At 72.1% G+C, this 24451-nt stretch carries 23 protein-coding genes; 13 read left to right on the forward strand and 10 right to left on the reverse strand.

Annotated features, from left to right (window positions below; all coding sequences use genetic code 11):
- Positions 1–142: 142 nt before the first annotated feature.
- A complete protein-coding gene (locus OG948_RS51695; protein WP_331772021.1) occupies positions 143–595 on the forward strand; it encodes a DUF1801 domain-containing protein in 453 nt (150 codons plus the stop codon).
- A 385-nt stretch (positions 596–980) separates the two neighbouring features.
- Here the strand turns inward: OG948_RS51695 and OG948_RS51700 are convergent, their stop codons facing one another.
- From OG948_RS51700 to OG948_RS51715, 4 genes are all read right to left on the reverse strand, one after another.
- Positions 981–1298 carry a hypothetical protein gene (locus OG948_RS51700; RefSeq protein ID WP_331772022.1) on the reverse strand — a complete coding sequence of 106 codons (318 nt, stop codon included), beginning with the start codon at positions 1296–1298 and terminating at the stop codon, positions 981–983.
- 125 nt (positions 1299–1423) lie between these two features.
- Positions 1424–1888 carry a GNAT family N-acetyltransferase gene (locus OG948_RS51705; protein ID WP_331772023.1) on the reverse strand — a complete coding sequence of 155 codons (465 nt, stop codon included), beginning with the start codon at positions 1886–1888 and terminating at the stop codon, positions 1424–1426.
- 132 nt (positions 1889–2020) lie between these two features.
- Positions 2021–3202, reverse strand: coding sequence for a hypothetical protein (locus OG948_RS51710; RefSeq protein WP_331772024.1), 1182 nt, complete (start codon positions 3200–3202; stop codon positions 2021–2023).
- A 295-nt stretch (positions 3203–3497) separates the two neighbouring features.
- Entirely contained in the window at positions 3498–4340 is an 843-nt protein-coding gene (locus tag OG948_RS51715) for a CPBP family intramembrane glutamic endopeptidase (RefSeq protein ID WP_331772025.1), read from the reverse strand.
- 401 nt (positions 4341–4741) lie between these two features.
- On the opposite strand from OG948_RS51715, the gene lanL reads away from it, so the two are divergent.
- From lanL to OG948_RS51735, 4 genes are all read left to right on the forward strand, one after another.
- Positions 4742–7429 (forward strand): class IV lanthionine synthetase LanL, encoded by a 2688-nt coding sequence (lanL, locus tag OG948_RS51720; protein ID WP_331772026.1) that lies wholly within the window; start codon positions 4742–4744, stop codon positions 7427–7429.
- A 26-nt stretch (positions 7430–7455) separates the two neighbouring features.
- Complete coding sequence (locus OG948_RS51725; protein WP_331772027.1) at positions 7456–7605, forward strand: hypothetical protein; 150 nt, start codon at positions 7456–7458, stop codon at positions 7603–7605.
- Between the two features lie 124 nt (positions 7606–7729).
- Positions 7730–8980 carry a lanthionine synthetase C family protein gene (locus OG948_RS51730; RefSeq protein ID WP_331772028.1) on the forward strand — a complete coding sequence of 417 codons (1251 nt, stop codon included), beginning with the start codon at positions 7730–7732 and terminating at the stop codon, positions 8978–8980.
- Between the two features lie 727 nt (positions 8981–9707).
- The gene (locus OG948_RS51735; RefSeq protein WP_331772029.1) at positions 9708–10364 is read left to right on the forward strand and encodes a maleylpyruvate isomerase N-terminal domain-containing protein; all 657 of its coding nucleotides are present in this window, start codon (positions 9708–9710) and stop codon (positions 10362–10364) included.
- Between the two features lie 172 nt (positions 10365–10536).
- On the opposite strand, the gene OG948_RS51740 is transcribed toward OG948_RS51735, so the two are convergent.
- Positions 10537–11286, reverse strand: a complete 750-nt coding sequence (locus tag OG948_RS51740) for a TioE family transcriptional regulator (RefSeq protein ID WP_331772030.1) — start codon at positions 11284–11286, stop codon at positions 10537–10539.
- Between the two features lie 58 nt (positions 11287–11344).
- On the opposite strand from OG948_RS51740, the gene OG948_RS51745 reads away from it, so the two are divergent.
- The 3 genes from OG948_RS51745 (at position 11345) to OG948_RS51755 (ending at position 14724) form a co-directional block, all read left to right on the forward strand.
- The gene (locus tag OG948_RS51745; RefSeq protein ID WP_406300714.1) at positions 11345–12586 is read left to right on the forward strand and encodes an erythromycin esterase family protein; all 1242 of its coding nucleotides are present in this window, start codon (positions 11345–11347) and stop codon (positions 12584–12586) included.
- 162 nt (positions 12587–12748) lie between these two features.
- Positions 12749–13783 (forward strand): proline racemase family protein, encoded by a 1035-nt coding sequence (locus OG948_RS51750; RefSeq protein WP_331772031.1) that lies wholly within the window; start codon positions 12749–12751, stop codon positions 13781–13783.
- Positions 13780–14724, forward strand: a complete 945-nt coding sequence (locus OG948_RS51755) for an ornithine cyclodeaminase family protein (protein ID WP_331772032.1) — start codon at positions 13780–13782, stop codon at positions 14722–14724. The genes OG948_RS51750 and OG948_RS51755 overlap by 4 nt, the downstream gene beginning before the upstream one ends.
- A 140-nt stretch (positions 14725–14864) precedes the next feature.
- Here the strand turns inward: OG948_RS51755 and OG948_RS51760 are convergent, their stop codons facing one another.
- Positions 14865–15509 carry an NAD(P)H-dependent oxidoreductase gene (locus OG948_RS51760; RefSeq protein ID WP_331772033.1) on the reverse strand — a complete coding sequence of 215 codons (645 nt, stop codon included), beginning with the start codon at positions 15507–15509 and terminating at the stop codon, positions 14865–14867.
- A gap of 82 nt (positions 15510–15591) precedes the next feature.
- Here OG948_RS51760 and OG948_RS51765 point away from each other — a divergent pair, with 82 nt between their 5' ends.
- Positions 15592–16071: a MarR family winged helix-turn-helix transcriptional regulator gene (locus tag OG948_RS51765; protein ID WP_331772034.1), complete on the forward strand. Its 480-nt coding sequence runs from the start codon at positions 15592–15594 to the stop codon at positions 16069–16071.
- A gap of 136 nt (positions 16072–16207) precedes the next feature.
- Here OG948_RS51765 and OG948_RS51770 read toward each other — a convergent pair whose 3' ends face one another.
- Positions 16208–17833: an ADP-ribosyltransferase domain-containing protein gene (locus tag OG948_RS51770; RefSeq protein ID WP_331772035.1), complete on the reverse strand. Its 1626-nt coding sequence runs from the start codon at positions 17831–17833 to the stop codon at positions 16208–16210.
- A 287-nt stretch (positions 17834–18120) separates the two neighbouring features.
- Here OG948_RS51770 and OG948_RS51775 point away from each other — a divergent pair, with 287 nt between their 5' ends.
- A complete protein-coding gene (locus OG948_RS51775) occupies positions 18121–18798 on the forward strand; it encodes a macro domain-containing protein (protein WP_331772036.1) in 678 nt (225 codons plus the stop codon).
- Positions 18799–18946: 148 nt separating this feature from the next.
- Here the strand turns inward: OG948_RS51775 and OG948_RS51780 are convergent, their stop codons facing one another.
- The 3 genes from OG948_RS51780 to OG948_RS51790 all read right to left on the reverse strand — a co-directional run bounded on the left by OG948_RS51780 (position 18947) and on the right by OG948_RS51790 (position 22453).
- Positions 18947–20197 (reverse strand): ricin-type beta-trefoil lectin domain protein, encoded by a 1251-nt coding sequence (locus OG948_RS51780; protein ID WP_406300715.1) that lies wholly within the window; start codon positions 20195–20197, stop codon positions 18947–18949.
- 349 nt (positions 20198–20546) lie between these two features.
- Positions 20547–21698, reverse strand: a complete 1152-nt coding sequence (locus OG948_RS51785; protein WP_331772038.1) for a P1 family peptidase — start codon at positions 21696–21698, stop codon at positions 20547–20549.
- Positions 21695–22453, reverse strand: coding sequence for a TetR family transcriptional regulator C-terminal domain-containing protein (locus tag OG948_RS51790; RefSeq protein ID WP_331772039.1), 759 nt, complete (start codon positions 22451–22453; stop codon positions 21695–21697). The genes OG948_RS51785 and OG948_RS51790 overlap by 4 nt, the downstream gene beginning before the upstream one ends.
- A gap of 101 nt (positions 22454–22554) precedes the next feature.
- Here OG948_RS51790 and OG948_RS51795 point away from each other — a divergent pair, with 101 nt between their 5' ends.
- The 3 genes from OG948_RS51795 to OG948_RS51805 all read left to right on the forward strand — a co-directional run bounded on the left by OG948_RS51795 (position 22555) and on the right by OG948_RS51805 (position 24368).
- Positions 22555–23316: an amino acid permease gene (locus OG948_RS51795; protein ID WP_331772040.1), complete on the forward strand. Its 762-nt coding sequence runs from the start codon at positions 22555–22557 to the stop codon at positions 23314–23316.
- A gap of 147 nt (positions 23317–23463) precedes the next feature.
- Positions 23464–23997, forward strand: coding sequence for a fluoride efflux transporter FluC (locus tag OG948_RS51800; RefSeq protein WP_406300716.1), 534 nt, complete (start codon positions 23464–23466; stop codon positions 23995–23997).
- On the forward strand, positions 23994–24368 hold the full coding sequence (locus OG948_RS51805; RefSeq protein ID WP_331772041.1) for a CrcB family protein: 375 nt from the start codon (positions 23994–23996) through the stop codon (positions 24366–24368). The genes OG948_RS51800 and OG948_RS51805 overlap by 4 nt, the downstream gene beginning before the upstream one ends.
- The last annotated feature ends 83 nt before the right edge of the window (positions 24369–24451 follow it).

Here is a 24451-nt window from a genome sequence, read left to right on the forward strand (position 1 = left end):
CCCGGTCGACGTTCCGCGGGAACGGGAGAGTCGGCGACGCCGGATCCGTCCGCGCGTTGGGTACTGGTCGCTGCCTTGGCGCCGGGATAAGGTCCCATTTCAAGATCGTTCACAGCATGATCATCGACGGGGGAGGTCTGTCATGGGCAACGACGACGGCGGCACGTACGAGGGCTTCTCAGCCGAGGAGCGGGCCGCGATGAAGGAGCATGCCAAGGAGGGGAAGGCAGCCGCGCGCCGCGGTTCGCGCGCGGACAAGGCGGCGGAGGCGGAGCGGGACGTACTCGCGAAGATCGCCGAGATGCAGGACTCGGACCGGGTCATGGCCGAGCGGGTGCACGCCGTCATCACAGCCAACGCCCCGGTGCTCGCGCCGAAGCTCTGGTACGGCATGCCCTCCTACGCGCTGGACGGCAAGGTCGTCTGTTTCTTCCAGAGCGCGGAGAAGTTCAAGGCGCGCTACGCGACGCTCGGGTTCAGCGACCTGGCGAAGCTGGACGAAGGCCCGATGTGGGCGGCCGGGTTCGCGCTGGTCGAGGTGACGGCCGAGGTGGAGACGCGGATCGCCGCACTCGTGAAGCAGGCGGTCGGCTGAGGCCCGTGCGGCGAACGGGCACCGGCGTCGCGACTTCCTCCGTACGCGCGGGGCTCGGGGGCCCGGCGCTCGTCCCGGCCGGGGGAATCGGGGGCGGGCGCGGCTCCTGGGTCAGGCGGTGGTCCAGGTCCGGAATCGGCGGGCCGTTGGCCCCTGCGGTACCACTGGGGCCATCTCGTGTCGCCGCGTGAGCCGGGACCGGCACCCGTCGCTCGGCGGGCCGGGAACCGATCCAACCGTCTGTTCGGAATCGGGCCTGCGGCGTCGGCGACGCCACTTCCGCGCTCCGGGCCGACACGCCGCCCAGACGTAGGGGCGGCGGGGGCGGAACGGGACGGGCCCGCAGGGGCCGGAACGCCGGAATCGTGGGTCCTCCTCGGCGGCGTCACTCGCTCGGCGGCGCGCCCGTGCCCTGGATGTCGACCCGATCCCCCTGACCGGCCCCGATGCGAATGCCGACCACCAGGAAGTTCTCGCGCGTGCCACAGGGGAGGCACAACCTTCCGTGACCGGCCCGATAGATCTCGTGCAGGTCTGTGCGGGACGCCGGGCTTCTGGGACTCAGCGTCGCGCTCCAGCCGATCGGTGTCGCGTCCGGTCCGGGGTCGTACAGGCGCTCTTCGTCCGCGTCCACGATCGCGTGGACACCGATTCGCCGTCCGCTCGGCAGGACCACGACTGCCGAGCCCTCGTGATCCTTCATGGGTGCCAGTGTGGTCCGTCGCACGCCGTTCGGCACACGCAAACACGCGTGTCGCGATACGAGTTCGATCGAGCACACTATGTGTCCATCGGATGAACTCGCACGGTGCGCCCGGAAGTAGCGGGTCAGGAGTGCGCTTGCTTGGCCTGCGGTCGGTGGAGGTAGAACAATTCGGGGTCACCCTCGTCGAGGCCGTGGACCAGGCCGACCGGTCCCCATCCGGCCCGTTGGAGCAGTCGCTGCATCGGCTGGTTCGAGACGTTGGTCGAGGTGAACAGCTTCGGTGTCGTGCACGAGGCCGCCACGGCGTCCAACAACCGATGCCCGACGCCTCGTTCGCGTGCCGACGGGGCGACCATCAGCATGGTGACGAAGCCCTGTTCGAAGAACGTGTACTCGACGACGCAGTAGCCGAGCACGCCGGACCCGTCCTCGGCCACGACCGCCAGGCCCTGCCGGCACCAGCGTCGGATGCTCGCCCGACGCGCGACGTCGCCTTCGAGCGCGACCGCGTCGATTCCGACCAGTGCGTCGGAGTCCGACTCCCGCGCGCGGCGTACGACGAACTCGCCGAGGTTCTCTACGTTCACGAGCCCATATTGTCAGCGCGTACGGAGGCGCACCGCGGCGCACTGCAACGCATCGGAAGCGGACCGGAAGTCCGTGTGGGCCCCGGGCCCTCCCCGTTCTCTTCGGGCGCGACACGTACGGCGGGCCGCCCGTCACGCGGTGGGCAGGGGCGCTTCCGGCTGCCCGGAGGGGGACGCGCACGCGGGGCGTGTGCGGGTCGCGTAGGAGCGGGCGGCGATCAGCAGGGCGAAGCCCAGGCCGCCGAACGCCGACGCGCCGAACGCGACCAACCACAGGGTGCCGGACCGGGTGCCGCCCAGCGCCGGGTCCGGATCGGGGGCGGGGACGACGCCGAGCGCGGCGAGCGGGGCGTACACCGACAGGAACACGCCGTACAGGGCGAGCCCGAACGCGGTCGGCAACGCCGGGATCAGCGGCAACAGGCGAGGGACGCGGCGCCCGGCGAGGAACGGTATCCGGCGCGGAAACCGTTGCCCCCATGGGTACATCAGCCCCGCGATCAGGAAGACGGCCAGCCCCGCGGCCAGTACGGTCGCGTCGATGCCCGCGGCGGCGAGCGCTCGCGCCGCCCGGGATTCGCCGGAGTTCGATGCCTTCCAGCGTTGCCCGGTGATGCCGAGCGCGTCGCCTCCCAGCGTCCAGACGGTCTTCACGATCACCCAGGGAAGCAGGCCGCAGGTCAGCAGGAACGCGGTTCTCCTGGTCCGGCGGGACGCGGTCGACGGCGCCGGATGCACGAGCGACACGTCGGGGTCGGCGGCGGCGTGGGTTCGGCCGCAGCGGGGGCAGGTGCCGGCCGACCGTCGTCGGTGCGCGAGGGCGGTGAGGAGCAGGGCGGTGGTGAGGACCGTACTGAGCAGGACGTGCGCCAGGCCGGTGGCGCTCTCCACGCCCGCGCCCGCGGTGATCGTGACGACGTACGCGGGCAGCGGCGCCATGCCGAAGCCCACCACGGGGATGCTGCCGACCAGCACGCCGCCGGTGATTCGGCGTACCCGCGCGCCCACCGCGCGGCGACCGGCCCAAGCAGCCCCGCCTGCCACCAAGGCCAGTGCGCCCAGGCCGAGTTGCACCGCGCCCGGGTACGCGGAGTGGGCCTTCCACGGGACCGCGGAGTCGGTGACCGCCCATGCCGCTTCGACGACGGCGTACGCCCCGGCCGAGACCGCCGCGGCGGTCGGCGCCCAGACGGGCCACCGCCGCCACCACCGTCGGCGCCGCGACCCGCGCACGGCGCGGCGCCCGTTCGGATCGGACGGGGCGGTGTCGAGAGTGGGCGAGTCGAGAGCGGGCGAGTCGACGGGAGCGGCCACGATGACCTCCGGTGCCGGGATCGGGACTCCTCACCGTCGCAGCGCGGGCGGCTTCGCGGCGTCACCCGGCGGACCCGTGACACGTCCCCCGAGCGGGGGACGGCCGACTACGCCGGGAGTCCGGGGCCGCCGAGGTGACCCCGGAGTCCGGACCGAGGTGACCCCGGACTCCGGTGCCCGTCGAAGCAACCCGCAAGTCCGGTGAGCGTCGAAGCGACACCGGGAGTTCCGGACTGCCGACGCGACACCGGTGTGTCCGGTGCGCGCGGGGATCACCGGTACGGCGAGGGCCGGTTCAGCGCACGACCAGGGCGAGGATCAGCACGATCAGGACGACGTTCTGGATCGAGTGGATCGCGATTCCCATCCACGCGCTGCGAAATCGTTTGCTCGGGTAGGCGAACAGGCCGCCGGCCACCGCCGCGCCGGGCATGGACCACGGCTGGTGCACGTGATACAGGCCGGTGAGCAGACCGTTCACCCACCAGTCGTGCCGGCCGAAGGCCCCGCGCATGCGCGGCAACAGCAGTCCACGGAAGAGGAGTTCCTCGCCCAGAACGCTGTTGAACGTCATCATCACGGCGACCAGTGCCAGCCACCCCCACGCGCCGCTGACGTAGTCCTGTCCTTCGGTCGATTCCAGGAACGCGCCGAGGCTGCGGTCGGACGGCTCGGACAGGCCGGTGGGGAGGAACTGCACCAGCAGGAAGCCGAGCGCGAACACCGCCACCCACCACCACAGTCCGCCTCCCCGCCGACCCCGGTCGTCCGAAGGGGCCCGCAACCACAACGCGTCGCGCAGCACCGACCAACGCAGGCTCGACTGTTCGCGGGCGACCAGGCCCAGGACGAGGATTCCCTGCCAGACCAGGCCACAGGTCAGGGCGGTGATCAGGACCGTGGCGAACCGCCCCTTCGAGGCGTCGTCGCCGGCGACCATCGGGGTCACCACCCAGGCGAGCAGTGCCATCGGGACGACGGCCGCGGCCCAGACCGTGAGCACTGCGGCGAGGGAGTACTGGGGGAGTGGCGGCGGGGAAGCAGTGCCGTGCGCGCCGCCCCCGGGCGATGTCGTCGATGCGGTGGAACTCCCTTGTCCGTCAAGGGGGTTCGGGGCCGGGCCGGGTGAGGTTGTCATGCCCCGAGCGTGCCGGTCCACGCCCCGGGCCACCATCGGAGATGTCCCCGACCCGTCCCTGGAACAATTCTCCGGGTCGTCCCCGACCCCGATACGCGAGCACCTGCCGCGAACAGGCGCAACGGCACGCCGAGTGCGCCGAGTCCGTCCACACCCGTGCCCCGCGACCAGCCTCGACACGACCTGCGCCGATCGCCCGGACGACGGTGATGCCTCGGTCGAGGTAGGGCCCCTCCCTCTGCCGAGGTAGGGGAATCGGAGCCGACCGCAGCGCGATCGCCTCCGGTCGGGTCCGGCCGGGGTGTCGCTCGCGTTCCCGGTTCCCGTCCCCGGACCGTCGGTTTTCGGACTTTCCGGTGGCCGCACTCCCGGACCAACCCCGCCGGTGCCATTCTTGTGCCGTGACACGCAGCTATCAGTCGATCACGAAAGAGATCCTGAGTGCGGTGAGCCCGCCCGGCGCGTGGCAGATCCGGGACGGCGAATCCTGGTGCATGGTGACCCCGCCCCGTCATGAACGCCGTTCGCAGGGTTGGAAGTTGCACATCTCGGCCACCCCCGCGTCGGCGCCCGCGGTATTGGAGCACGCGGCCCGGGTCCTGGTGGCGCACGAATGCGCGTTCAAATTCGCGGTGACGCCGCGATTCACCGCCGAGATCAACTCGGTTCGGGCCAACCGCGCCCAGTCCGGGAAGTTCCTCACCGCCTACCCGGCCGACGACGCCCAACTGCGGGTACTGGCCGAGCAGTTGCACGCGGTGACACTCGGACTGCCCGGCCCGGCCATCCTCTCGGACCGGCGCTACCGACCCGACAGCCTGGTCCACTACCGCTTCGGCTGCTTCGCCCGACCTCGCGAGCTGACCGACGAGGGCTTCTACGAAGGGCGCCTCGAAGCCCCCGACGGGACGCTCGTACCCGATCGGCGCGACCCGTGGTTCTCGCCTCCCGCGTGGGCCCGCCCGCCCTTCGACCCGCCCGCCCCCGCCGTCCCCGGCCGGCGGCGCGGCGACCCCGTGCGCATCGGCGGGCGTTACCTCGTCAAGGAGGCGATCCGGCACTCCAACCGCGGCGGCGTCTACCGCGCGCTCGACGAACACACCGGCGACGACGTCCTGCTCAAGGAGGCCCGCCCCCACGTCGGAGCCGATCTCGCCGGCCGCGACGCCCGCGACTGGCTGCGCTACGAGGCGGACATCCTCACCCGCCTGGCGCCGCGCGGGGTCACGCCCGCCGTACGGGAGGTGTTCGAGAGCGCCGGCCACGTGTTCCTCGTCGAGGACCTCATCGACGGCAAGAGCCTGCAACAGTGGGCCGCGGACCGGCTGAACGACACGGACGGTCGCCTGCCGGTGCCGCGCGCGTGGCGCCTGGCCCGCGAACTCGTCCGACTGCTCGGCGAGGTGCACGCCGCCGGCTTCGTGGTGCGCGACTTCAAGCCGAGCAACGTGGTGATGGCTCCCGGCGACGCGCCCGTACTCGTCGACATGGAGTGCACGGTCCGCCTCGACGAGCCCGCGCACGTCGCCGGCACCCAGGGATTCACCGCACCGGAATACCTCAACGGCCCCGGCCGGGACGCGCACACCGCCCCGCCCGCGCCCGGCCCGGACGTCGACGCGTACAGCCTGGGCGCCACACTCCTGTACGTCACCACCGGCATCAACCCGGTGCAGGCCGCGGACACCGCGCCCGCCAGGTCGTCCGGCGACCGGATCGCGGCGATCGTGCACGCCGCGGCGCCCGCCTTCCCCGCGCTGCGGGCGCTCGCCCCACTGGTGCTGGGGCTGACCGCGGACGGCCCGGCCCGCTGGTCGCTGCCCAGGGCCGCGGCGTTCCTCGACCGCGAACCCGCCGCGGGGCCGGTACGCGCGGGGCCCACGGCGGCCGACGCCGACCTCGACCGGCTGATCGACGACGGCCTGGCCCACCTCGGCGACACGATCGACCCGGCCGGCGAATACCTGTGGGCGCGCCCACGCTCGCTCCCGTACGGGGACGCCTGCAACGTGCAGGTCGGCGCGGCAGGGGTGCTGGCCGTCCTCGACCGGGCGGTGCGCCACGGATACACCAGGGCCGAGCCCGCGCTCGCCGCCGCCGCCCACTGGCTCGACCGACGCCTGACCCTGCCCGGCCGCGTCCTGCCCGGCCTGTACTTCGGTCGCTCCGGCACCGCCTGGGCCCTGTACGACGCGGCACACACCCTGGGCGACCGGCAACTGGCCCGACGGGCGAGCGAGTACGCACTGCGCATCCCGCTGGAGTGGAACAACCCCGACATCTGCCACGGACTGGCCGGCGCCGGCATGGCGCAATTGCATCTGTGGCACGCGAGCGGCGACGAACGCTTCGCCGACCGGGTCACCCGGTGCGCAGAGGGACTGCTCCGGATCACCCGCAACGCCGAAACCGGCGTCGACTGGCCGCTGGGCCCCGAGCACCCCGACGACCTGCGCGGCTCGGTCCTGTACGGCTTCGGGCACGGCGTCGCCGGCAACGCGGCCTTCCTGCTCGCCGCCGGACGCGACCTGAAGCGGCCCGAGTGGACCGAGACGGCGGTCGGCGGCGGACATCTCCTGTGCGCCGTCGCCGAGCGCCGCGGCGACAGTGCCCGGTGGCCGAAGGGGCCACGCCGAACCGACGGCGTCGGGCTGAACCTCTGGTGCAACGGCACCTCCGGGGTGGGCACGTTCCTGGTCCGTCTGTGGCGGGCCACCCACGACCCGTACTTTCGCGAGTACGCCGAACGGGCCGCGCTCGCGGCATACCGCGACCGCTGGCGGCTCGGCCCGGGCACCTGCCACGGGGTCGCCGGAAACGCCGAGCTGCTCCTGGACCTGGCCGACGCGACGGGCGAGGACCGGCATCGGGTCCGGGCGGCCGAAATGGCGCACTGCCTATTCGTGCGGGCCACGCGCCGAAACGGCCGGCTGCTGGTCCCCGACGACACGATGCGGGAGGTCTGCGCGAGCTACAACGTCGGACTGGCGGGCGTCCTGGACTTCCTGCTGCGCCTCAGACTCGGCGGCGATCGTTCGTGGCTGGTGGATGCCGGCCGATCGCCGTCGCGGCCGAACGACCACGCGTGAGGACCCCCGAAGGGAGGACGCCGACCATGGAAACCACGGAGACTCTGGTTCTGGAACTGCAGGAACTGCCGGAAACGGACGAGCAATTGCTGGAGCCGGTGATGTGTTGCGACACGATGCACACCAGCTTCGAGTGCACGGACACCTGTACGGAACCGCCGCGCTGCCACGGCTGACGCTCGGTTCGACGCACGCGGTGCCGTGCGGGCGGGGCGGGTGCGAGCGAGGCATCGCCGCCCGCACGGCACCGGCCGGGTCGTGGGAGGGAACGCCTTGGGCGACGCGCGATGGAGGGCGGTGTTGCCCGACGCGACGTCGGCCGCCGTGCTGGACCACGTCGTCGCCCTGGCCGGGCGGCCACGCGAGCTTCCCCGCGCCGTGCGACACGACCTCGCCGGCGGCGGCACGGGCCTCGCCTTGGCGTACCGGCAACTCGACCTGTGCCTGCCCGGACGGGGCTGGGGCGCCACGGCCGACGGCTGGCTGACCGCGGCGAACGCCGGTGCGGAACGGGTCGGCGCCTGCGCACCCGGCCTGTTCGGCGGCCTCGCCGGACCCGCCTTCGCGGCCTGGACGGCGGACCGAAAACCCGACGGCGACGGCCGCGAGACGCCACACGACCGGGTCGTGGCGGACGCGGTCACCCGTGCCCGAGCGCTCGGCGCGCGCCGATCCGGGCTGCCGGTAAGGGAGTTCGACGTCATCTCGGGGCTGACCGGAACCGGCGCCTACCTGCTGCGCCGCGCCGCGGACTCGGACCCGGAGTCGGCGGCCGACCCGGCCTCGGGCGCGGCGCTGCGCGCGATTCTGACCGCCCTGGTGGGGCTGTGCGCCGAGCGGGAGGGAACGCCGTACTGGTACACGCCGGTCGAGGCCGCGAAGGATCCGCAGGTGCGTGCGATGTTCCCGTACGGCACGCTCAACTGCGGTATGTCGCACGGCATTTCCGGCCCGCTCGCGCTGCTGGCACTGGCCCTGGAGGCCGGTGTCCGGGTCGAGGGCCAACGCGAGGTCGTCACGACCGCGGCGCGCTGGTTGACCGACCATCGGGCCGACGACGCGTGGGGGCCCAACTGGGTGGCGATGGTCGCCGTACCCGAACCCCCGGGGACGCCCGGATCCTCCCGCCCGAATCCCGCGAACACCCGTGCCGCGCGTGCCTCGTGGTGCTACGGCAGCCCGGGCATCGCGCGGGCGTTGTGGCTGGCCGGGTCCGCACTGGGCGACGCGTCGTTGTGCGAACTCGCGACGCGGACCCTGAAGGCCGTGTACCGCCGCCCGGCGTCGGCGCGGCTCGTCGACGACACGCCCGGCCTGTGCCACGGTGTCGCCGGCCTGTTGCAGATCACCCTGCGGTTCGCCCACGACACCGGCGACCCCGCGTTCGTCGAGGCCGCGGGCGGCCTCACCGAACACCTCCTGCGCCTGCGCGACACCCTGCCGGCCGCGGGACCGGGCTTCCTCGACGGCGCGGCGGGCACCATCCTGGCCCTGCTGGCCGCCGCCACCGACGTTCCCCCCACGTGGGACCGGACCCTGTTGCTGAGCTGACCCGGGCTCCCCGACGACGACGGCTCGGGCTCGACCCCATTTTGGCGGGCCGCCGCCCGGTCGGGAGAGTGCCCCGGGCTCGGTCGGCGGTTTGCCTCACCCCGGACGGGACGACTTTCGTCGTGTCGTCGGATCGGGTGCTTGGCGGCCGGGACGCCACGGGAGCCACCGGTCCGGCGCGTTTGGTACGGCGCTGCGTGATGGAGATCTCGACGCGGCCGACGCCGGGCGCCGGCGGTGGGACGGCGGGTGTGGTGTGCGAGTTCGACGGTCGTCAGCGCAGCAGGAGACGACAGTCGCGTTCGTTGAGGCCGAGGAGGGTCGAGGGTGCGTTGATGTCGGCGGTAAGGCGATCGGGGCGGAACGATGCGGCCGGCCGCGCGGAGTCCTCGCCCGCCGGCGCGTCACGCCGATCGCGGTATGCCTTCGCGTCCCCGCGACGCCGCACCGATGCCGTCGCGCGTCTGCCGAACACTCGGCGTGTGGTGAATGTGCCGGACCGCACCGTTGCCTCCACGGATGTCGACGATGTTGACGTCCGGAAGAGGCCGTGAACCGCGGTCTCGTTCCCTGTGCCGCGCGTCACATCCGAACCGAAGGCGCGGAACGCGGCCTCTCGAGTGCCGTCCGCCCCGCGCCGCCGTGGCCGGGCGGGCCGTCCGGAGACACGAGCCGCCGGCCGCAAATGCGTTTGTCCGCCCGTGCGGCACCGCACTACCGTGCCCACGTGGACCTCTTCTCCCATTCGTGGACGGCGTTGCGCGCGGCGGTCGCCGATCTCTCCGACGAGGACTTCGCGAAGCCGTCCGGCTGTACCGGCTGGCTCGTGCGCGACCTGGTGTGCCATCTGGTCATCGACGCCCAGGATGTCCTGATCACCCTGGTGACCCCCGCCGAGACGGAACCCACCCGCGACGCGGTGACCTACTGGGACGTCGCCGAGGCGGCGCCGACCGGTGACGACCCGCTCGACGCGCTGACCGTTCGGCTGGCCGCCGCGTACCAGGAGCCGGGGCTGCTCAAGTTCCACCTGGACGACGTCGGCTCCGCCGCCGGTCGCGCCGCCGAACTCGCCGACCCGGACCTTCGGGTCGGTACCCGCGACCAGGTCCTGACCGTGCGCGACTACCTGTGCGTGTACGTCCTGGAGTGCACGCTGCACCACCTCGACCTGATCGCGCATCTGCCGGACGCGACCCAGCCACCGGCGGAGGGCCTCGCCCGGACGCGCGAGATGCTGGAGCAGATCGCCGGCACCGCGTTCCCCGCGTCGTTCTCGGACCGGGACGCGCTGTTGATCGGCACCGGGCGGCGTGCCCCTACCGACGCGGAGAAGGCCGAACTGGGCGAGTCGGCGGCGCGGTTCCCGCTCTTCCTCGGCTGACGCCGATCGTCTCGCCGCCCGCGAACCGCGGGCACCGCCGCGTGGGGCGAGGCCGAGGCCGGCTCGCCCGGATCCGCCGTGAGCCGGGCCGGAGCGGTGACCTCGAGGGCCGCGCGGTCGGGGACCGCCAAGCCTTTCGGGTGCGTGTCCCGCCCGCCCGGCGGCCGAAGTGTCAGCCGCGCGCGCGGAGGTACGCCTCCAGTTCGGCGGCGCCGGCCAGCAGCGCCCGCCCGCGAGCGGACAGCCGGTCGCGCCAGTCGCAGAGCGCGGCATCCAGCGGTTCCGGACCGCCCGCCGCCCGCACCCGGGCGATCAACGGTGCGATCTGCTCCAACAGATACCCGCCCCGCCTGAGTTGGTGGGCCAGCCGGGCGTCGCGTACGTCGGCCTCGTCGTAGACGCGGTACCCGGTCAGCGGGTCGCGGCGCGGACGCACCAACCCGGCCCGCTCCCATTTGCGCAGCGTCGCGGCCCGGACCCCGAGCTTTCCCGCCAGCGGCCCGATGAACGTGCCGGCGCGCCCACCGGACACCGCCGCGTCGGGCGCGGACGCCGGTGCGGGCGCCAGGTCGCGCAGGGCGCCCCGCACGGCCTGGAGCGTCTGCCGGTCCTCGAGGAGTCGAGCGTGGCTCTCGTCGACGAGGCGCAACGCCTCGTCGACCGCACCCTCGTTCACGGCCCGCATGATCGCGCTCGCCGTGCGGTGGCCGTGGCCGGGCACCAGGGCCAGGAACGCGCCCAGCGCACGCGCGTGCAGCGGCGTGTAGGTGCGATATCCGTGGGCCGTGCGATCGGCGGCCGGAAGGATGCCGGCGTCCTCGTAGTTCCGCACGGCCTGGGTGGACAGACCGTGCCCGCGCGCCAGGTCGATCGGCCTGAGCCGATCACCGGTTTGAGGGTTCTGCCCACCACTTCGGCGCATTCTCTCGATACTCCAGCGGAAAAGTTTCAACCGAAAGTTCAACGATACCGTTCAAGGCATGGCTACTGGACAAGGTATGACCGCCGCCGTCGAGGACACCGCCCACGCCGTCGAGGCCGCCGCCGTCATGAGGCTGCTCCCGGTCCGGCCGCGGCTGCTCGCGCTGGGCGAGCCCACCCACGGCGAGGACGTCCTGCTCGAACTCCGCAACCACCTCTTCCGACAACTCGTCGAGCAGGAGGGCTACCGGACGATCGCGATCGAGAGCGACTGCATGATGGGCCTGGTCGTGGACGACTACGTCACCTCGGGCACCGGCACCCTCGACGAGGTGATGGAGCGCGGCTTCAGCCACGGCTTCGGCGCGTCCGCCGCCAACCGCGAACTCGTGCGCTGGATGCGGGCGTTCAACGACGGACGGCCCGCGTCCGAGCAGCTCCGCTTCGCCGGCGTCGACGGCCCGTTGGAGATCACCGGCGCGGCGAGCCCACGACAGGCCGTCACCGCGCTGCACGACTACCTCGCCGCCCTGGTGGCCGCGGAACTGCTCCCCCACGCGGCGCAAACGCTCGACCGCCTGCTCGGCGCGGACGAGCGCTGGACCGAGCCCGCCGCGATGAGGGACCCCTCCCGGTCCGTGGGGCGGTCGGCCGAGGCCGGGGAACTGCGGCTGCTCGTCGACGACTTGGTGGCATTGCTGGACGCTCGCACGCCGGAGCTGATCGCGGCGGGCTCGCGCGAGGACTGGGACCGGGCGCGTCTGTACGGGCGTACCGCCACCGGCCTGCTGCGCTACCACTTCCGGATGGCCGACCCCACACCGAGCCGCCTGACGCAACTGCTGGGTGCGCGGGATCAGATGATGGCCGACAACCTTCTCGCCGTCGCCGCGCGGGGCCCGGCACTGGTGCACGCGCACAACGGCCATCTCCAGCGGGAGATGAGCACGACGCGGATGGACGGCCTGCCGCTGGAGTGGTGGAGTGCCGGCGCGATCGTGAACGCCCATCTCGGCGAGGGGTACGCCTTCGTGCACACGGCCCTCGGCACGATCGGGCACCGGGGCGTGCACACCCCGCCCCCGGACACCGTCGAAGGGCTCCTGTACGCGCTCCCGCACGACACCCGCGTCGTCGACCCCCGCCGGCTCGCCACCGCGCTGGGCGAAAGCCGGCCCACCCCGCGCGCGTCCACCTGGTTCGGCTACGCCCCGCTCGACCCGGCCCACCTCGCCGGAATCGACGGGATCGTGTTCGTCAAGGACGTTTCGCAGAGCCGGCCGCCCGGGCCGCGGCGTTAGATCGGACAACGGCCCGCCCCGGTCGCGGTATTCGCCGTTTTCGGGTGGATGCCGGTGGTCGTGACGGTGCCGCCGTCGCGGGGGAGGGGCGGGAGGCGCCGGCGTCTTGCGGCGCGTCGACAAGGCTCAGTACCATGTCACATCTCATAGAGGAGTTGCCTGGTGAGTGCCGAGCCTGTGACCATCGACGCCGTCGACTACCACACCGCGGGAGAACCCTTCCGGATCGTCTCGCGCGGACTGCCCGCCATCGCGGGCGACACCGTCGCCGAGCGCCGCGCGATCGCCCTCGGCGCGGGCGGCACCGCCACCGCCCCGCGTCCGGGACCGCTCGACGACATCCGCCGACTGCTCACCCGCGAACCGCGCGGACACAGCGGCATGTACGGCGGGTTCGTCGTGCCCGCGGACGACAACGAGGCGCACCTGGGGGTGCTCTTCTGGCACAAGGACGGCTACTCCACCGCCTGCGGCCACGGCACCATCGCGCTCGGCGCGTGGGCCGTGGACTCGGGACTGGTCGCGGCCCCCGCCGACGGTCCGGCACGGGTGCGCATCGACGTCCCCTCCGGCAGGGTCACCGCCACCGTGCACCGCCGGGCCGGTCGCACCACCGCGGTGACCTTCCGCAACGTCCCCACCGGCGTCGCCGCCAGAAAGATCCCGATCACCACCTCCCGCGGCCTCGTGCACGTCGACATCGCCCACTCCGGGGCGTGCTACGCCTCCGTCTCCGCGGCGGCTCTCGGGCTCGCCGTCGAACCGGCCCTACTTCCCGAACTCACGGCGATCGGCCGGGAGATCCGCGCCGCTCTCGGCGACGAACCGGCCACCCGGCATCCCGACGACCCGCGCCTGTCCGGCGTCTACGGCGTCATCCTGTACGAGGAACTCCCGGACACCGCGACGGGACCCCGTCAACGCAACGTCACCGTCTTCGCGGACGGCCAGATAGACCGGTCTCCGTGCGGTTCGGGCACCTCCGCCCGACTGGCGCTGCTGGCCGACAGCGGTCGGATCGGACCGCACGAGGAACTGCGGCACGAGTCCGTCATCGGCACCGTCTTCACCGGCCGGATCGCCGGCGAACACCCCGCCGGCGTGATCACCGAGGTGACCGGTACGGCGCATCGCACCGGCGAACACCGCTTCGTGCTCGAAGCCGACGATCGCCTCGGCACCGGGTTTCTGCTGTGACGACGGACCGACTCCCCACGATCGAGCTCGCCTCGACGCCGATCGAGGCCGTCACGACGATCGAGGACACCCTGTCGGCGGGGCTGGATCCCGAGCGGGTGCCGGCACGTTCGAGCATCGCCGTTCCCGCCGGGGAACTACTGCTGATGCCCGCCGCCCTGTCGACCCATGTGGGCGTCAAGATCGCCGGAGTGGCCGCCGGGAACCCCGCCAGGGGCCTGCCCCGGATCACCGGCAGCTATCTGCTCCTGGACGGACCCACGCTCCAGCCGCTGGCACTGTTCGACGGCGCCGCGCTCACCGCGATCCGCACCCCGGCCGTCACCGCCGTCGCCCTGCGTCGCCTCGCCGTCCCCGACGCGTCGCACCTGGTGCTGTTCGGCACGGGCCCGCAGGCGTACGCACACCTGCGGGCCATGCTCGCCATCCGCCCCCTGACCCGACTCACCGTGGTCGCCCGCCGCGTCGCGTCGGCTCGGGCACTGGCCGAGTACGCCCGCTCGCTCGGTGTCGCGGCGGCCGTCGGCGGTCCGGAAGCGGTGGCCGGCGCCGACATCGTGGTGTGCGCCACCACGGCCCGCACCCCGCTGTTCGACGGCGACCTGGTCCCCGCCCACGCCGCCGTGGCGGCGGTGGGATCCCACGAACCGACCGCGCGCGAGGTGGACACCGCGCTCGTGCGTCGCTCGGCCGTGTACGTCGAGGCTCGTGCCGCCGCGCTCGAAGAGGCCGGGGACCTGATCATCCCCACCGGTGAGCAGGCGTTCGACAGGGCGCTCGCGCCGGTCAACCTCGCGGAGTTGGTGCGCGGACGGGCGGCCGTTCCCGACGACCGGCCGCGCCTGTTCAAGAGTGTGGGGATGGCCTGGGAGGACCTCGCCGTCGCGGTACACGCCTACCGTCGGTACGCGGCGGAGCCGGTATCGACCAGTTTCGCGTGACACGGGTCGCGTGACACGGGTCGGGTGACACGGGTCGGCCCGGGCACGGATCCCGCCGTCCGTCGGGCCGACCCGGCGCCCGCACGCGGCCGACCCGTGCCGGATCCCGCCGCTGCCCTCCCACCCCGGCCTCGGGCGTGCTACGCCACGGTCACGCGGGTCCAGTGCCGGTCGATGGCCTGTTCGGCCTCGGCGAGGCTCTCCTCGAACAGCGGTATCAGTTCGGCCATGGCCGGTTGCACCGGCGCCAGGGTGAGCTCGGCGGTGATGAAGACCGGATCCAGTCCGGTCAGCGAGACCCCGTGCGTGAGCCACTGCTCGGCGTGCGCCCATCCCTCGCGCGGGGTCCCGGGACCGTACCCGCCGCCGCGGGCGGCGAGGACGAGGAACTCCCGTCCGGCCAGCAGCGGTTCGCCCGTCGCGGCGTCCAGGGACAGGCCGGGGGCGATGAGGTGATCGACCCAGGACTTGACGCTGCTGGGCGCGCCGTAGTTGTACAGCGGCAGGCCCAGCAGCACCGTGTCCGCCTCCCGCACCTCGCCCACGACCCGCTCGACCAGTTCCCACGAGGCGGCCTGAGCCGACGTGCGTTCGTCCGCCGGAACGGCTCCGGCCGACGCGGAGGCCGTGTCCACGTGCGGAAGGGGATCGGCGCCGAGGTCGCGGTAGGTGACGGATCCGTCGGGGTGCGCGGCCTGCCAGGCGGCCGCGGCGCGCGCGGTGAGCCGGCGACTGATCGAGCGGTCGCCCTGGATGCTGGAGTCGATGTGCAACAAATGAGGCATCGGTTTGCCTTCCATAATTGATTGGTGCATCGCCAACGATTCACAGCATACATATCTTCGGCGGCATGGGTACCCTCCTTGCATGGCCTCCTTGCCCGTGGTGAATCAGCCGGTGCGCCGCTCCGGCGCCCTGTTGGACCACCTCGCGCGCAGGATGCGCGTGCATTCGGAGGCCGTCCTGACCGAACTGGGGCTTCGCCCACGGCACTTGGTCGCCCTGACGGTGCTGCGGCACATCGACGGCAGCAGTCAGCAGGCGCTCTCGGCGAAGCTGACGCTGGATCGTGCGAACGTGGTGGGGCTGCTCAACGAACTCGAGACCGCCGGACTCGCCGAGCGCCGACGTTCTCCCGAGGACCGGCGGCGGCACACCGTGCACATCACCGACGCCGGGCTGCGCATGCTCGCCGGGGCCGAATTCGCCCTCGCGGCGGCCGAGGAGGAGGTGTTGGGCGCGCTGACCCCCGCCCAACGCGACAGCCTCTTCCACCTGCTCGAACTGGCGGTCTCCGACGACGCCGGCGTCTGCGGGGAGCCCGAGTCGACGACGCCCGGCTGCTGAGGGTGGTGCGACAGCCACTGGAGCCCAAGCGGGCTCGACCGGGGGAGAACGACAGGAACTCGCCGCGCCCGGCTCGGGCGCGGCGAGTTCCGTTTCCCGCGTGAGCGCCGGTGCGGTGGATCGCACCGGCGTCGGATCACGACACGAGGGTCTGCTCCTCCAGTTCGGTCAGGTGCACGGTGCACAGGCCGCCGCGCTCGGCCTTGACGCTCGTCACCTTGAGCTGCGTGCCCGGCAGGAGGATGAACTCCTCCTCGTCGGTGAACGCGGAGAAGCGGCGGATGCCCACGGCCCGGGCCGGGAGCACCTCGAAGAGGGTGCGCTTGCCGCGGCTGCCGAGGAACGCCCGTGCCACGCCCACCTCGGACGTGCACGAGGACACACCCCACCACGTCACGGTCCGGCCCAGCGGGTACTGCGCACGCAGGTCCAGCGACACCCCGCGCCACAGCGGCTCCGTCCGAGCGGGAAGCCGTGACACCGCCGAGAACAACAGCCGCAGATACGGGAGGTACGGGACGACCTTCGCCCGGTCCGGGGCGCGCAGAATGGCGTTGATCTCCCGGTAGAACGTGGACTCGCAGGTGTAGAGGTACAGGGCCGCGATCGCGTCGGCGGACAGGTCGCCGTCCGCCTCGTCCGCCCGCCGCTTGCCGAACTCGTGCGACCGCTCGACGTGCCGGTCCAGGCCGGCCAGCAGTTCGGCGACCGGGGTGACGGCGTCGCGGAAGTCCATCAGCGCGGTGTCGAACACGCCGGTGATCGCCGGGAGGTCGAGCCCCTCGTCCTTGACGCCGGCGAGCCGTTCCAGGTAGAGCTGGTGCAACTCCATGGTGGACGCGATGAACGCGCCCATGCGCTCGGCCGTGTCGGCGCTCGCCCCGCCGGTCCCCGCCGCGGGCTTGTTCCACCCCTGGCTCGGCAACCAGTCGATCTCGTCGGCGCCCAGCGACGCGAGGGCGTCGTTCACCATGGCGAAGTGGTCGCCGTCGCAGAAGAGGTCGCCCTGCGCCGCGGGATTGGCGTGGTCGATATGCCGTACCTCGACGCCGGGGTATTTCTTCTCGAGCCGGAGCACGACCTTCTTCAGGTTGCGCGCGTGCGCCCCCCACCACGCGAAGACGACGCTGCGGTCCTCGTCGGCATTCTGCTTGGCTTCGAGGATTCCCTCCACGATCCGTTCGATCACCGGACGCCAGAATGCGGTGTGCCGGTCGGTACCCCTTGCCCCGTCGCTATTGGCGGTGAGTGCCGCGTTCAACAGCAGTACGCCCTGCGTGAGCATCGCCTGGAACCATTCCGGCGGCTGCACGGTGTCCTGCTTCGCCAAAAGGGAGCGTATATCGGCGATGGGGGTCTTCTTGGGAATTCCGTATTTCCACATGGCCGCTGCCTTGATGATGCAGCGGATACTGACCACCCTGCCGAACTGACTGTCCTTCCAGTCGTGGAAGGTGTTGTCGAACATCGCGATGCCGGTGGCGCTCTCCGGCCGCGGGTACGGATTCTGGCCGAAGACGACGACTTTCCACTTGTGCGGCGGGTTGGGCTTGAGCGCCTGGAAGGTCAGTTCACGGACGGGGACGACCTCGGGGCCGCGGCCCGGGCCGATGAACGCGGCCGCGTCCGGCTGCGCCTCGATGACCGGCTTCAGCAGCGGAAGCCACGGTTCGCCGCCGCCCTTGAACAGGTCGGCGAGGGCCTGCGGGTCGTTCGGGTCGGGCGTGGCGGAGTCGTGGGCGGTGACGTTGGCGTCGCTCATTGTGGACAGGCTCCGAATTATCAAACCGTGCTGACATGGGCATGATCGGCGAGCCGGACGATTTCCACGCGAAAGCCCAGGACTCGGTGACAAAGAGCCCAAAACGCTCACATATTCGGATTCGTGAGCTCCCCCGCCGACAGCGTCGCCGGCGCCGGGCCGGTGCGCTCGCAATCATGACGACAGGGTATGCAGCCCGACCGACATCCGCATTGTCGGTGCGACTCGGTATCGTTCCTGAACAGTGGCAGACGCCGGGAAGATGCATTCGTTGATCGGAGTGGGTTATGACGGTAAATCGCGCGCAGTCGCCGCTCGAGGTGGTGCTGACCGACATCAGTGCCGACGTGGTGCAGGCGTGGCGGGCGGCGTTCGCCGACACTCCCGGCATCGAGATTCACCAAGGGTCGATTCTCGATGAGAAGGTCGACGCCTGGGTCACCCCGACCAACTCGCGCGGGCGGATGGACGGCGGGGTCGACGCGGTCATCAAGCGCCACCTCGGGGCGGGTATTCAATTGCGTGTGCAACGGGCGATCCGCGACCGGTTCGCGGGAAGCCTCCCGGTGGGAAGCGCGGTGTGCGTCTCGTCCGGCGCGATCAACCCGAAGTTCCTGATCTCGACCCCGACGATGGAGACGTCGTCGGAGAACGTCAGCGAGACGCTGAACGTGGCGCTGGCGTGTGCCGCCGCGTTCCAGGCGATCCACCGGCAGAACGAAGAGGCGCCGGGCAGCATCGCGTCGGTCGCGCTGGTCGGCATGGGCGCGCAGACCGGCCGGGTGCCGGCGCGGGTGTGCGCCAACCTGATGTGGACGGGCTACACCCTGTTCAACGACTACTACTTCGCGGACTACGACGACCTGCGCAGCACGATCGTCGCGCAGCTCGACGACCTCGAGGACGCGCCCGCCGAGCGGCGCGTGCGCATCGAGCCGCCGAAGCGCCCGACCTCCGGTCGCTGACCGACGCGGCCGCCGCCCCGGGTCCCGGGTCGCACGCGCGGCGGCCCGGGTCGGGGGAGCCGACCCGGGCCGTCTTGTCGAGGGGTGCGCTTGCCGAGGCTCGCGTCACCGATCGACGGGGAATTCCACCGTCCGGCTTCCGTCGTCCCTACTTCGGGACGTTCCAGAGTTGACCCTTGCCCGCGTTGGCGGAGTGCAGTTGCACCACGGTGCTGTTCGCGGTGTTGCCGCCCTTGACGTCGAGGACCTTGCCACTCGCGACGTGAACGATCCGACCCTTGGCGTCGATCCGCCACTTCTGCGCGGCCGAGGCGTTGCAGTCGAACAGCGAGATCTTGTTGTTCTCGGTGCTCGCGTTGCGGGCGTTGTCCAGGCACTTGCCCATCGAGCGCAGTGTGCCGTCCGGGTGCAGGATCCAGGACTGGCCCGGGCCGGTGTTGCAGGTGTAGATCTGGATCTGGGTGCCGTTGGCCGGCTTGCCGCCCTTGACGTCCAGGCACTTGCCGGCGATCCCGGTGACCTTGCCCTGCGGGGACACCGGAGCGCCGGCCGCGGCGGCCAGCGAGCGTAGACCCTGCACGTCGAACTGCTGTACGTACTGGCCCGCTCGGGAGTCCGGGTAGGCGTTCAAGAGCGTGCACATGACCGGGTTCTCACCCGAGTCCGTGCCCTTGACGCACTTCCCGGGCGAGTCGTCGGCGTGTGCCAGACCCAGGGTGTGGCCCAGTTCGTGGCTGATGTGGTTCCGCATGCCGACCTCGCCGAAGCGCGCCGTGGGCTTGCCGGCGGCGGTGAAGAAGGACGTGTTGATGTACGCGTGCCCGCTGGTGACCGTGTCCGGGGTGCTGCGCGAATGGAACCCGCAACTCCACCCCGGGGTACCGGATCCGTCCATGACGATCTTCCACGGACTGCCGTCGGTGGTCGTCACGCACGGGTTCAGGAACGCGCCGATCACGATCTCGCCCTTGGGACGGACGTAGTCGTGGCCGACCGGCTTGGTGTCCACCTTGATCGGCAGCGCGGTCTCGCGCTGGATCTCGGAAGCCGAGCGCTTGACGTATGGACCCAGCCAGTCGACGGACTTCTGGTCGTAGAACTTGATCGTGTAGCCGGTCGACAGGAGCTTCGTCGCGCCGCCCGACTTCCAACCGGGCCCGGACGGCGCCGCCGCGGCGGCGGAGACGGCCGCGCGTTGTTTGGTGGGGTTTACCGCGGGAATCGTCATCCGCCCGTTGACGAACGCGGTGCCGTCCACATCCGACCAGCCCGTGTCGGGTGCCTCGACCCCTTCCAGTGCCTGCTGGTTCGGCGCCGGAGCCTCGGCGGTCGGAGCCGGCTTGGCGTCCTGGTCGCTCTGGTCGCCGAACGCCGAGCCCGAGAGCTGCAATCCACCCACGATCGCGGCGGTTGCCGCGAACGCGGCGACCAACGATATTCGGCGTTTCCCCGTGACTTTCAAATCCCCGTAACCCCCTCGTCCAAGGCCGTGGACGCGCCTTTCGGCGCCGGCCGAAAACCACCGTACAGGGAGGCACTCGGGCCGAATTCAGGCCCGCGAGGCCTCGCGCCATCCGGCCGGCGCGGTCGCGCGAACGGGATATCGGAGGCCGGATCCGACCCGGTGCTCCCGTGCGCCGGGCCGAGGCGGGCCGCCGACGCCTCGCCCCGGCGGATGGTGGGCGTGTGGTCCACGCCGAAGGCGAGGTCTGCGTCGAGACGTGGCCGAACCCATCGAGCAGACGGCCTCACCCGGCGATGTCGGGGCCTCGTTCGGCGAGCAGGGTGCGGAGGCGGGCGTGCGGGAGGGCCGGGGTGCGGTGGCCGTGGTGGCCGGTGGTCTCCTCGGCGGTGACCAGGGCGTTGAGTACGGCCTCCTCGACGGCCTGCACGGTCGCGTCGTAGAACGGGTCGATGCGGCCCCAGGGGATGTGGCGCAGCGTGTCGTAGTCCTCGTCCGTGGGCGGGGATTGCGGGAAAACACTGGTCAGGGCACCGGGGTTGGCGGTGGAGAAGGCCAGGAAGATGTCGCCGGAGAAGTGGCTGCCGGTCGTGCCGGTCCGGGCCAGGCCCAGCGGAACCCGGCGGGCCAGGGCCTTGCACTGACCGGGCAGCAGGGGAGCGTCGGTGCCGATCACCACGATGACCGAGCCGGCCCCGCCGGGGGCGAACCAGTCGGTGTCCTCCATCGGGTTGTCCTCGGTCAGCCGCCGGCCCACGGGTACGCCGGCGACGACCAGTTCGCGCCGCGCGCCGAAGTTGGCCTGGACGAAGGCGCCGACGGTGTAGCGGGCCGTCCCGTACTCCACCACCCGGCTGGATGTCCCCGAACCGCCTTTGAAGCCATAGCAGTTCATGCCGGTCCCGCCGCCCACGCAGCCCTCCTCGATCGGGCCGGAGGCAGCCGAGTCGATCGCGGCGATCGCGTGCTCGGCGCGGACGTGCGGGCCGTTGATGTCGTTGAGGTAGCCGTCCCAGGTCTCGGCGACCACCGGAAGCAGCCACTGCCGCGCGAGTTCGGGTCGGTTGGCCACCGTCCAGTCGACGACCCCCCGGTGCACGGGACCCACCGCGTGTGTGTTGGTGATCATCACCGGGCCCGCCAGGCTGCCGGTCTCGTCGAGCCAACTGCTGCCGGTCATCTCGCCGTTGCCGTTGAGCGTGTACCGACCCGCGGCGCACGGCACGCCGACGCCGTCCCGGCCGCGCGGCAACACGGCGGTGACGCCGGTGCGCACCGACGACCCCTGGACCAGGGTCGTGTAGCCGATGCGGACTCCGGGGACGTCGGTGAGCGCGTTGGCCGGCCCGGGTGTGCCGTCGAGGCGGATGCCCAGGGCCCGGGCGCGTGGGCGACCCGACGGGGTGGAGGTCAGGGGGGATGGTGCGGGGGCGTTCACGCGGTGCCTTTCCGGGTGTTGTCGTCGTCGGGAGCGCGGTGGCCACCGGTGCCGCGGTCGTCCGCGTCCGGGGCCGGCGTGCCCTGGTCGGGCGCGTCCCGGCCCGGCGCGTCCCGGCCCGGTGTGTCGGGATCGGGGACGGCTCGGTCCGGGCGCAGGTCGGGGCAGCCGGTGGCCTGGCGGGCGTGGGTCAGGATCAGGGCCAGGGCCCGCTCGGGCGGCAGCGATGAGTTGCGGCTCACGATGTGCAGGCCGTAGCCGTCCTCGAGGGTGACCAGGTTCGCGGCCACGTCCCGGATCGGTTCGGTGAACCGGAAGTGGCCCTGGGCCTGCCCGATCTCCAGAATCGAGCCGTACATGGCGACCTGTCGGTCGTACAGGCTCTGCGCCAACGTGGCGTATTCGCTCTCGTCGCGAGCGGCGGCGCTGAACTCGTACAGGACGACCGCGAGTTCGTCCTCCGGCCCGGTCGGCAGGCCGCGCCGTGCGCAGGCCACGAGCTTGTCGCGGGCGTCGGGCAGCCGGGAGGCGGTGTCGGTGCGGGACGTGTAGAAGCGGTCCGCGGCCTGTTGGTACACCTGCCGCAGCAGGTCGCCCAGGTCGCTGAAGTAGTAGCTGACCGACCCCCGGGCGACGCCCGCCACCTCGGCGATGTCGGCCACCCGCAACTGGGCCAGACCGTGCCGGCCGACCGCCGCGGTGGCCGCGTGGACCAGTTGCTCACGTCTCGCCGTCTGGTTCCTCGGTCGCGCCATGCACCGTTCCCTGTCCTGAGTGCCAAGTTATGGAATACCTATTGACGTGGGAGTCTTCCATATCATTGACTCCGGCGTCAAAGAACTGACAAGGGAGTCTCATGGTCGAATCCGATGGCAGTCAGACGCCCGCCGGCACCTCGCCGGCGCAGCCGACGGCCTACGCCCAGGACCTGTCCCGCTCGCTCGGCCTGCGCGAGAACATGTTCATCACGCTGTCCTCGGTCACGCCCGCGTCGAGCGTCTTCATCATCATGCCGTCGGCGATCAGCGGGCTCGCCGGCGCCGCGGCCCTGGCCTTCGCGCTCGCGGCCGTCGCCCGGATGCTGATGGCCCTGTGTTACGCCGAGTTGTCCAGCGCGTTCCCGATCACCGGCGGCGAGTACGCCTTCGCCGCGCGTACCCTCGGCCGGTCGACGGGCTTCGCGCTGTTCGCGCTCGGCCCGCTCGGCGGAGTCCTGACGGTGGCGGTGATCGCGCTGGGCACCGGCGACTACCTGGGTGTGGTGTGGGGCTCGCTCGGCGGAAAGCGCACCGGACTCGCCGTCATCGCCCTGGCCTCGCTCGTCGCCGTCCTGGGCATTCGCCTCAACGCCTGGGTCACCGGGGTCTTCCTGGCGGTCGAGCTCGCGGCGATCGCGGTGTTGGCCTGGCTCGGCGACGCGGTAGCGAACGCCGCCCGGACGGTAGGGCAGCGAGCCCGCTTTTGCGCGCAAGCCGGCTTCCCTACGGTCGTCGCTGTCGGCCGACGAGCCGGCAGGGCGGCGGGCCCGCCTGCCGCCCGAGCCGGCTCCGCCGCGCCGACCGGCCCTCCGGCGAGAGCCTCGACGCGTCCGACTCGGCCGCGCATGTCGGTATCCTGACCGTGCGGTCGTCCGATGGGCGGCCGCACGGCGGTGGGGCCCGCCGTACCCGAACCGCGACCCGGTCGCCAACGGTCCCTACCTGACCTTCCCCGTGCGTGCCCGCGCGCCACGGGGCCAAGTCGATCAGGTGGGAGCCTGAACGCCGTGCATCCTGACCAGCGCCCCGATCAACCCGCCGAACCCGCCGCGCCGGGCGGGTGGCAGGCCGAACCGGTCGACCCCGACACCGCGATCGATCCGTGGCCGCGGCCCGGGCCGCGCCGCCGGCAAGCCGAGATCCTCGCCGCGATCGCGGCGGGCGGTGTGATCGGCGCGTGTGCCCGCTACGGCGCGACCCTGATCTGGCCGACCGCACCGGGCACGTTCCCGTGGACCACCTTCTGGATCAACGTCACCGGCAGCGCCCTGATGGGCGTGCTCATGGTGCTGATCACCGAACGCACCACCGCCCACCCCCTGGTGCGGCCCTTCCTCGGCACCGGCGTCCTCGGCGGCTACACCACCTTCTCCACCTACGCCGTCGACGCCCGACACCTGATCGACGACGGACGCGCCGGCGTCGCGTCGGCCTACCTCGCGGCCACCCTCGCCGCCGCCCTGTTCGCCCTGTGGGGTGCGGCCGGCCTCACCCGGCGGTTCGCGCCGCCCCGCGCCGCCCGGAAGGCGGGCCCGGCGTGAACTGGCTCATGGTCATCACCGGCGCCCTCGTCGGCGCACCCCTGCGCTACCTGACCGACAAGGCCATCCAGGCCCGGCACAAAGGCGTCTTCCCGTGGGGCACCCTCGCGGTCAACCTGGCCGCCTGCGCCGGGCTCGGCTTCCTGACCGGCGCCGCCACCGCCACCACCGTGCCCGCGGCCCTCCAACACCTGATCGGCCCCGGGCTGTGCGCGACGCTCAGCACGTACTCCACCTTCTCCTTCGAGACCGTCCGCCTGACCGAGACCGGCGCGAAGGCGTTCGCCGCCGCGAACGTGATCATCGGCATCGCAGCGGGCCTGGCCGCGGCCTACCTCGGTACCACCCTGGCCGATACGACATTCACCTGACCCGATGCGGCCGACCCGGTGGCGCCCGTGCGCGGTGCGCTTTCCGCGTATGGGCGTGCCGCCGCTCCGGTCACACGGCATGA

This window comes from Embleya sp. NBC_00888 (assembly GCF_045207655.1).
In the GTDB taxonomy this organism is placed as follows: domain Bacteria; phylum Actinomycetota; class Actinomycetes; order Streptomycetales; family Streptomycetaceae; genus Embleya.

Excerpts from the sequence above, each read along its gene's own strand:
- OG948_RS51795 (WP_331772040.1), top strand. The coding sequence starts at position 22,555 with ATGGTCGAATCCGATGGCAGTCAGACGCCCGCCGGCACCTCGCCGGCG.
- OG948_RS51695 (WP_331772021.1), top strand. The coding sequence starts at position 143 with ATGGGCAACGACGACGGCGGCACGTACGAGGGCTTCTCAGCCGAGGAG.
- OG948_RS51725 (WP_331772027.1), top strand. The coding sequence starts at position 7,456 with ATGGAAACCACGGAGACTCTGGTTCTGGAACTGCAGGAACTGCCGGAA.
- OG948_RS51715 (WP_331772025.1), bottom strand. The coding sequence starts at position 4,340 with ATGACAACCTCACCCGGCCCGGCCCCGAACCCCCTTGACGGACAAGGG.
- OG948_RS51775 (WP_331772036.1), top strand. The coding sequence starts at position 18,121 with ATGACGGTAAATCGCGCGCAGTCGCCGCTCGAGGTGGTGCTGACCGAC.
- OG948_RS51760 (WP_331772033.1), bottom strand. The coding sequence starts at position 15,509 with ATGCCTCATTTGTTGCACATCGACTCCAGCATCCAGGGCGACCGCTCG.
- OG948_RS51765 (WP_331772034.1), top strand. The coding sequence starts at position 15,592 with ATGGCCTCCTTGCCCGTGGTGAATCAGCCGGTGCGCCGCTCCGGCGCC.
- OG948_RS51745 (WP_406300714.1), top strand. The coding sequence starts at position 11,345 with ATGGCTACTGGACAAGGTATGACCGCCGCCGTCGAGGACACCGCCCAC.
- OG948_RS51740 (WP_331772030.1), bottom strand. The coding sequence starts at position 11,286 with ATGCGCCGAAGTGGTGGGCAGAACCCTCAAACCGGTGATCGGCTCAGG.
- OG948_RS51790 (WP_331772039.1), bottom strand. The coding sequence starts at position 22,453 with ATGGCGCGACCGAGGAACCAGACGGCGAGACGTGAGCAACTGGTCCAC.
- OG948_RS51770 (WP_331772035.1), bottom strand. The coding sequence starts at position 17,833 with ATGAGCGACGCCAACGTCACCGCCCACGACTCCGCCACGCCCGACCCG.
- OG948_RS51700 (WP_331772022.1), bottom strand. The coding sequence starts at position 1,298 with ATGAAGGATCACGAGGGCTCGGCAGTCGTGGTCCTGCCGAGCGGACGG.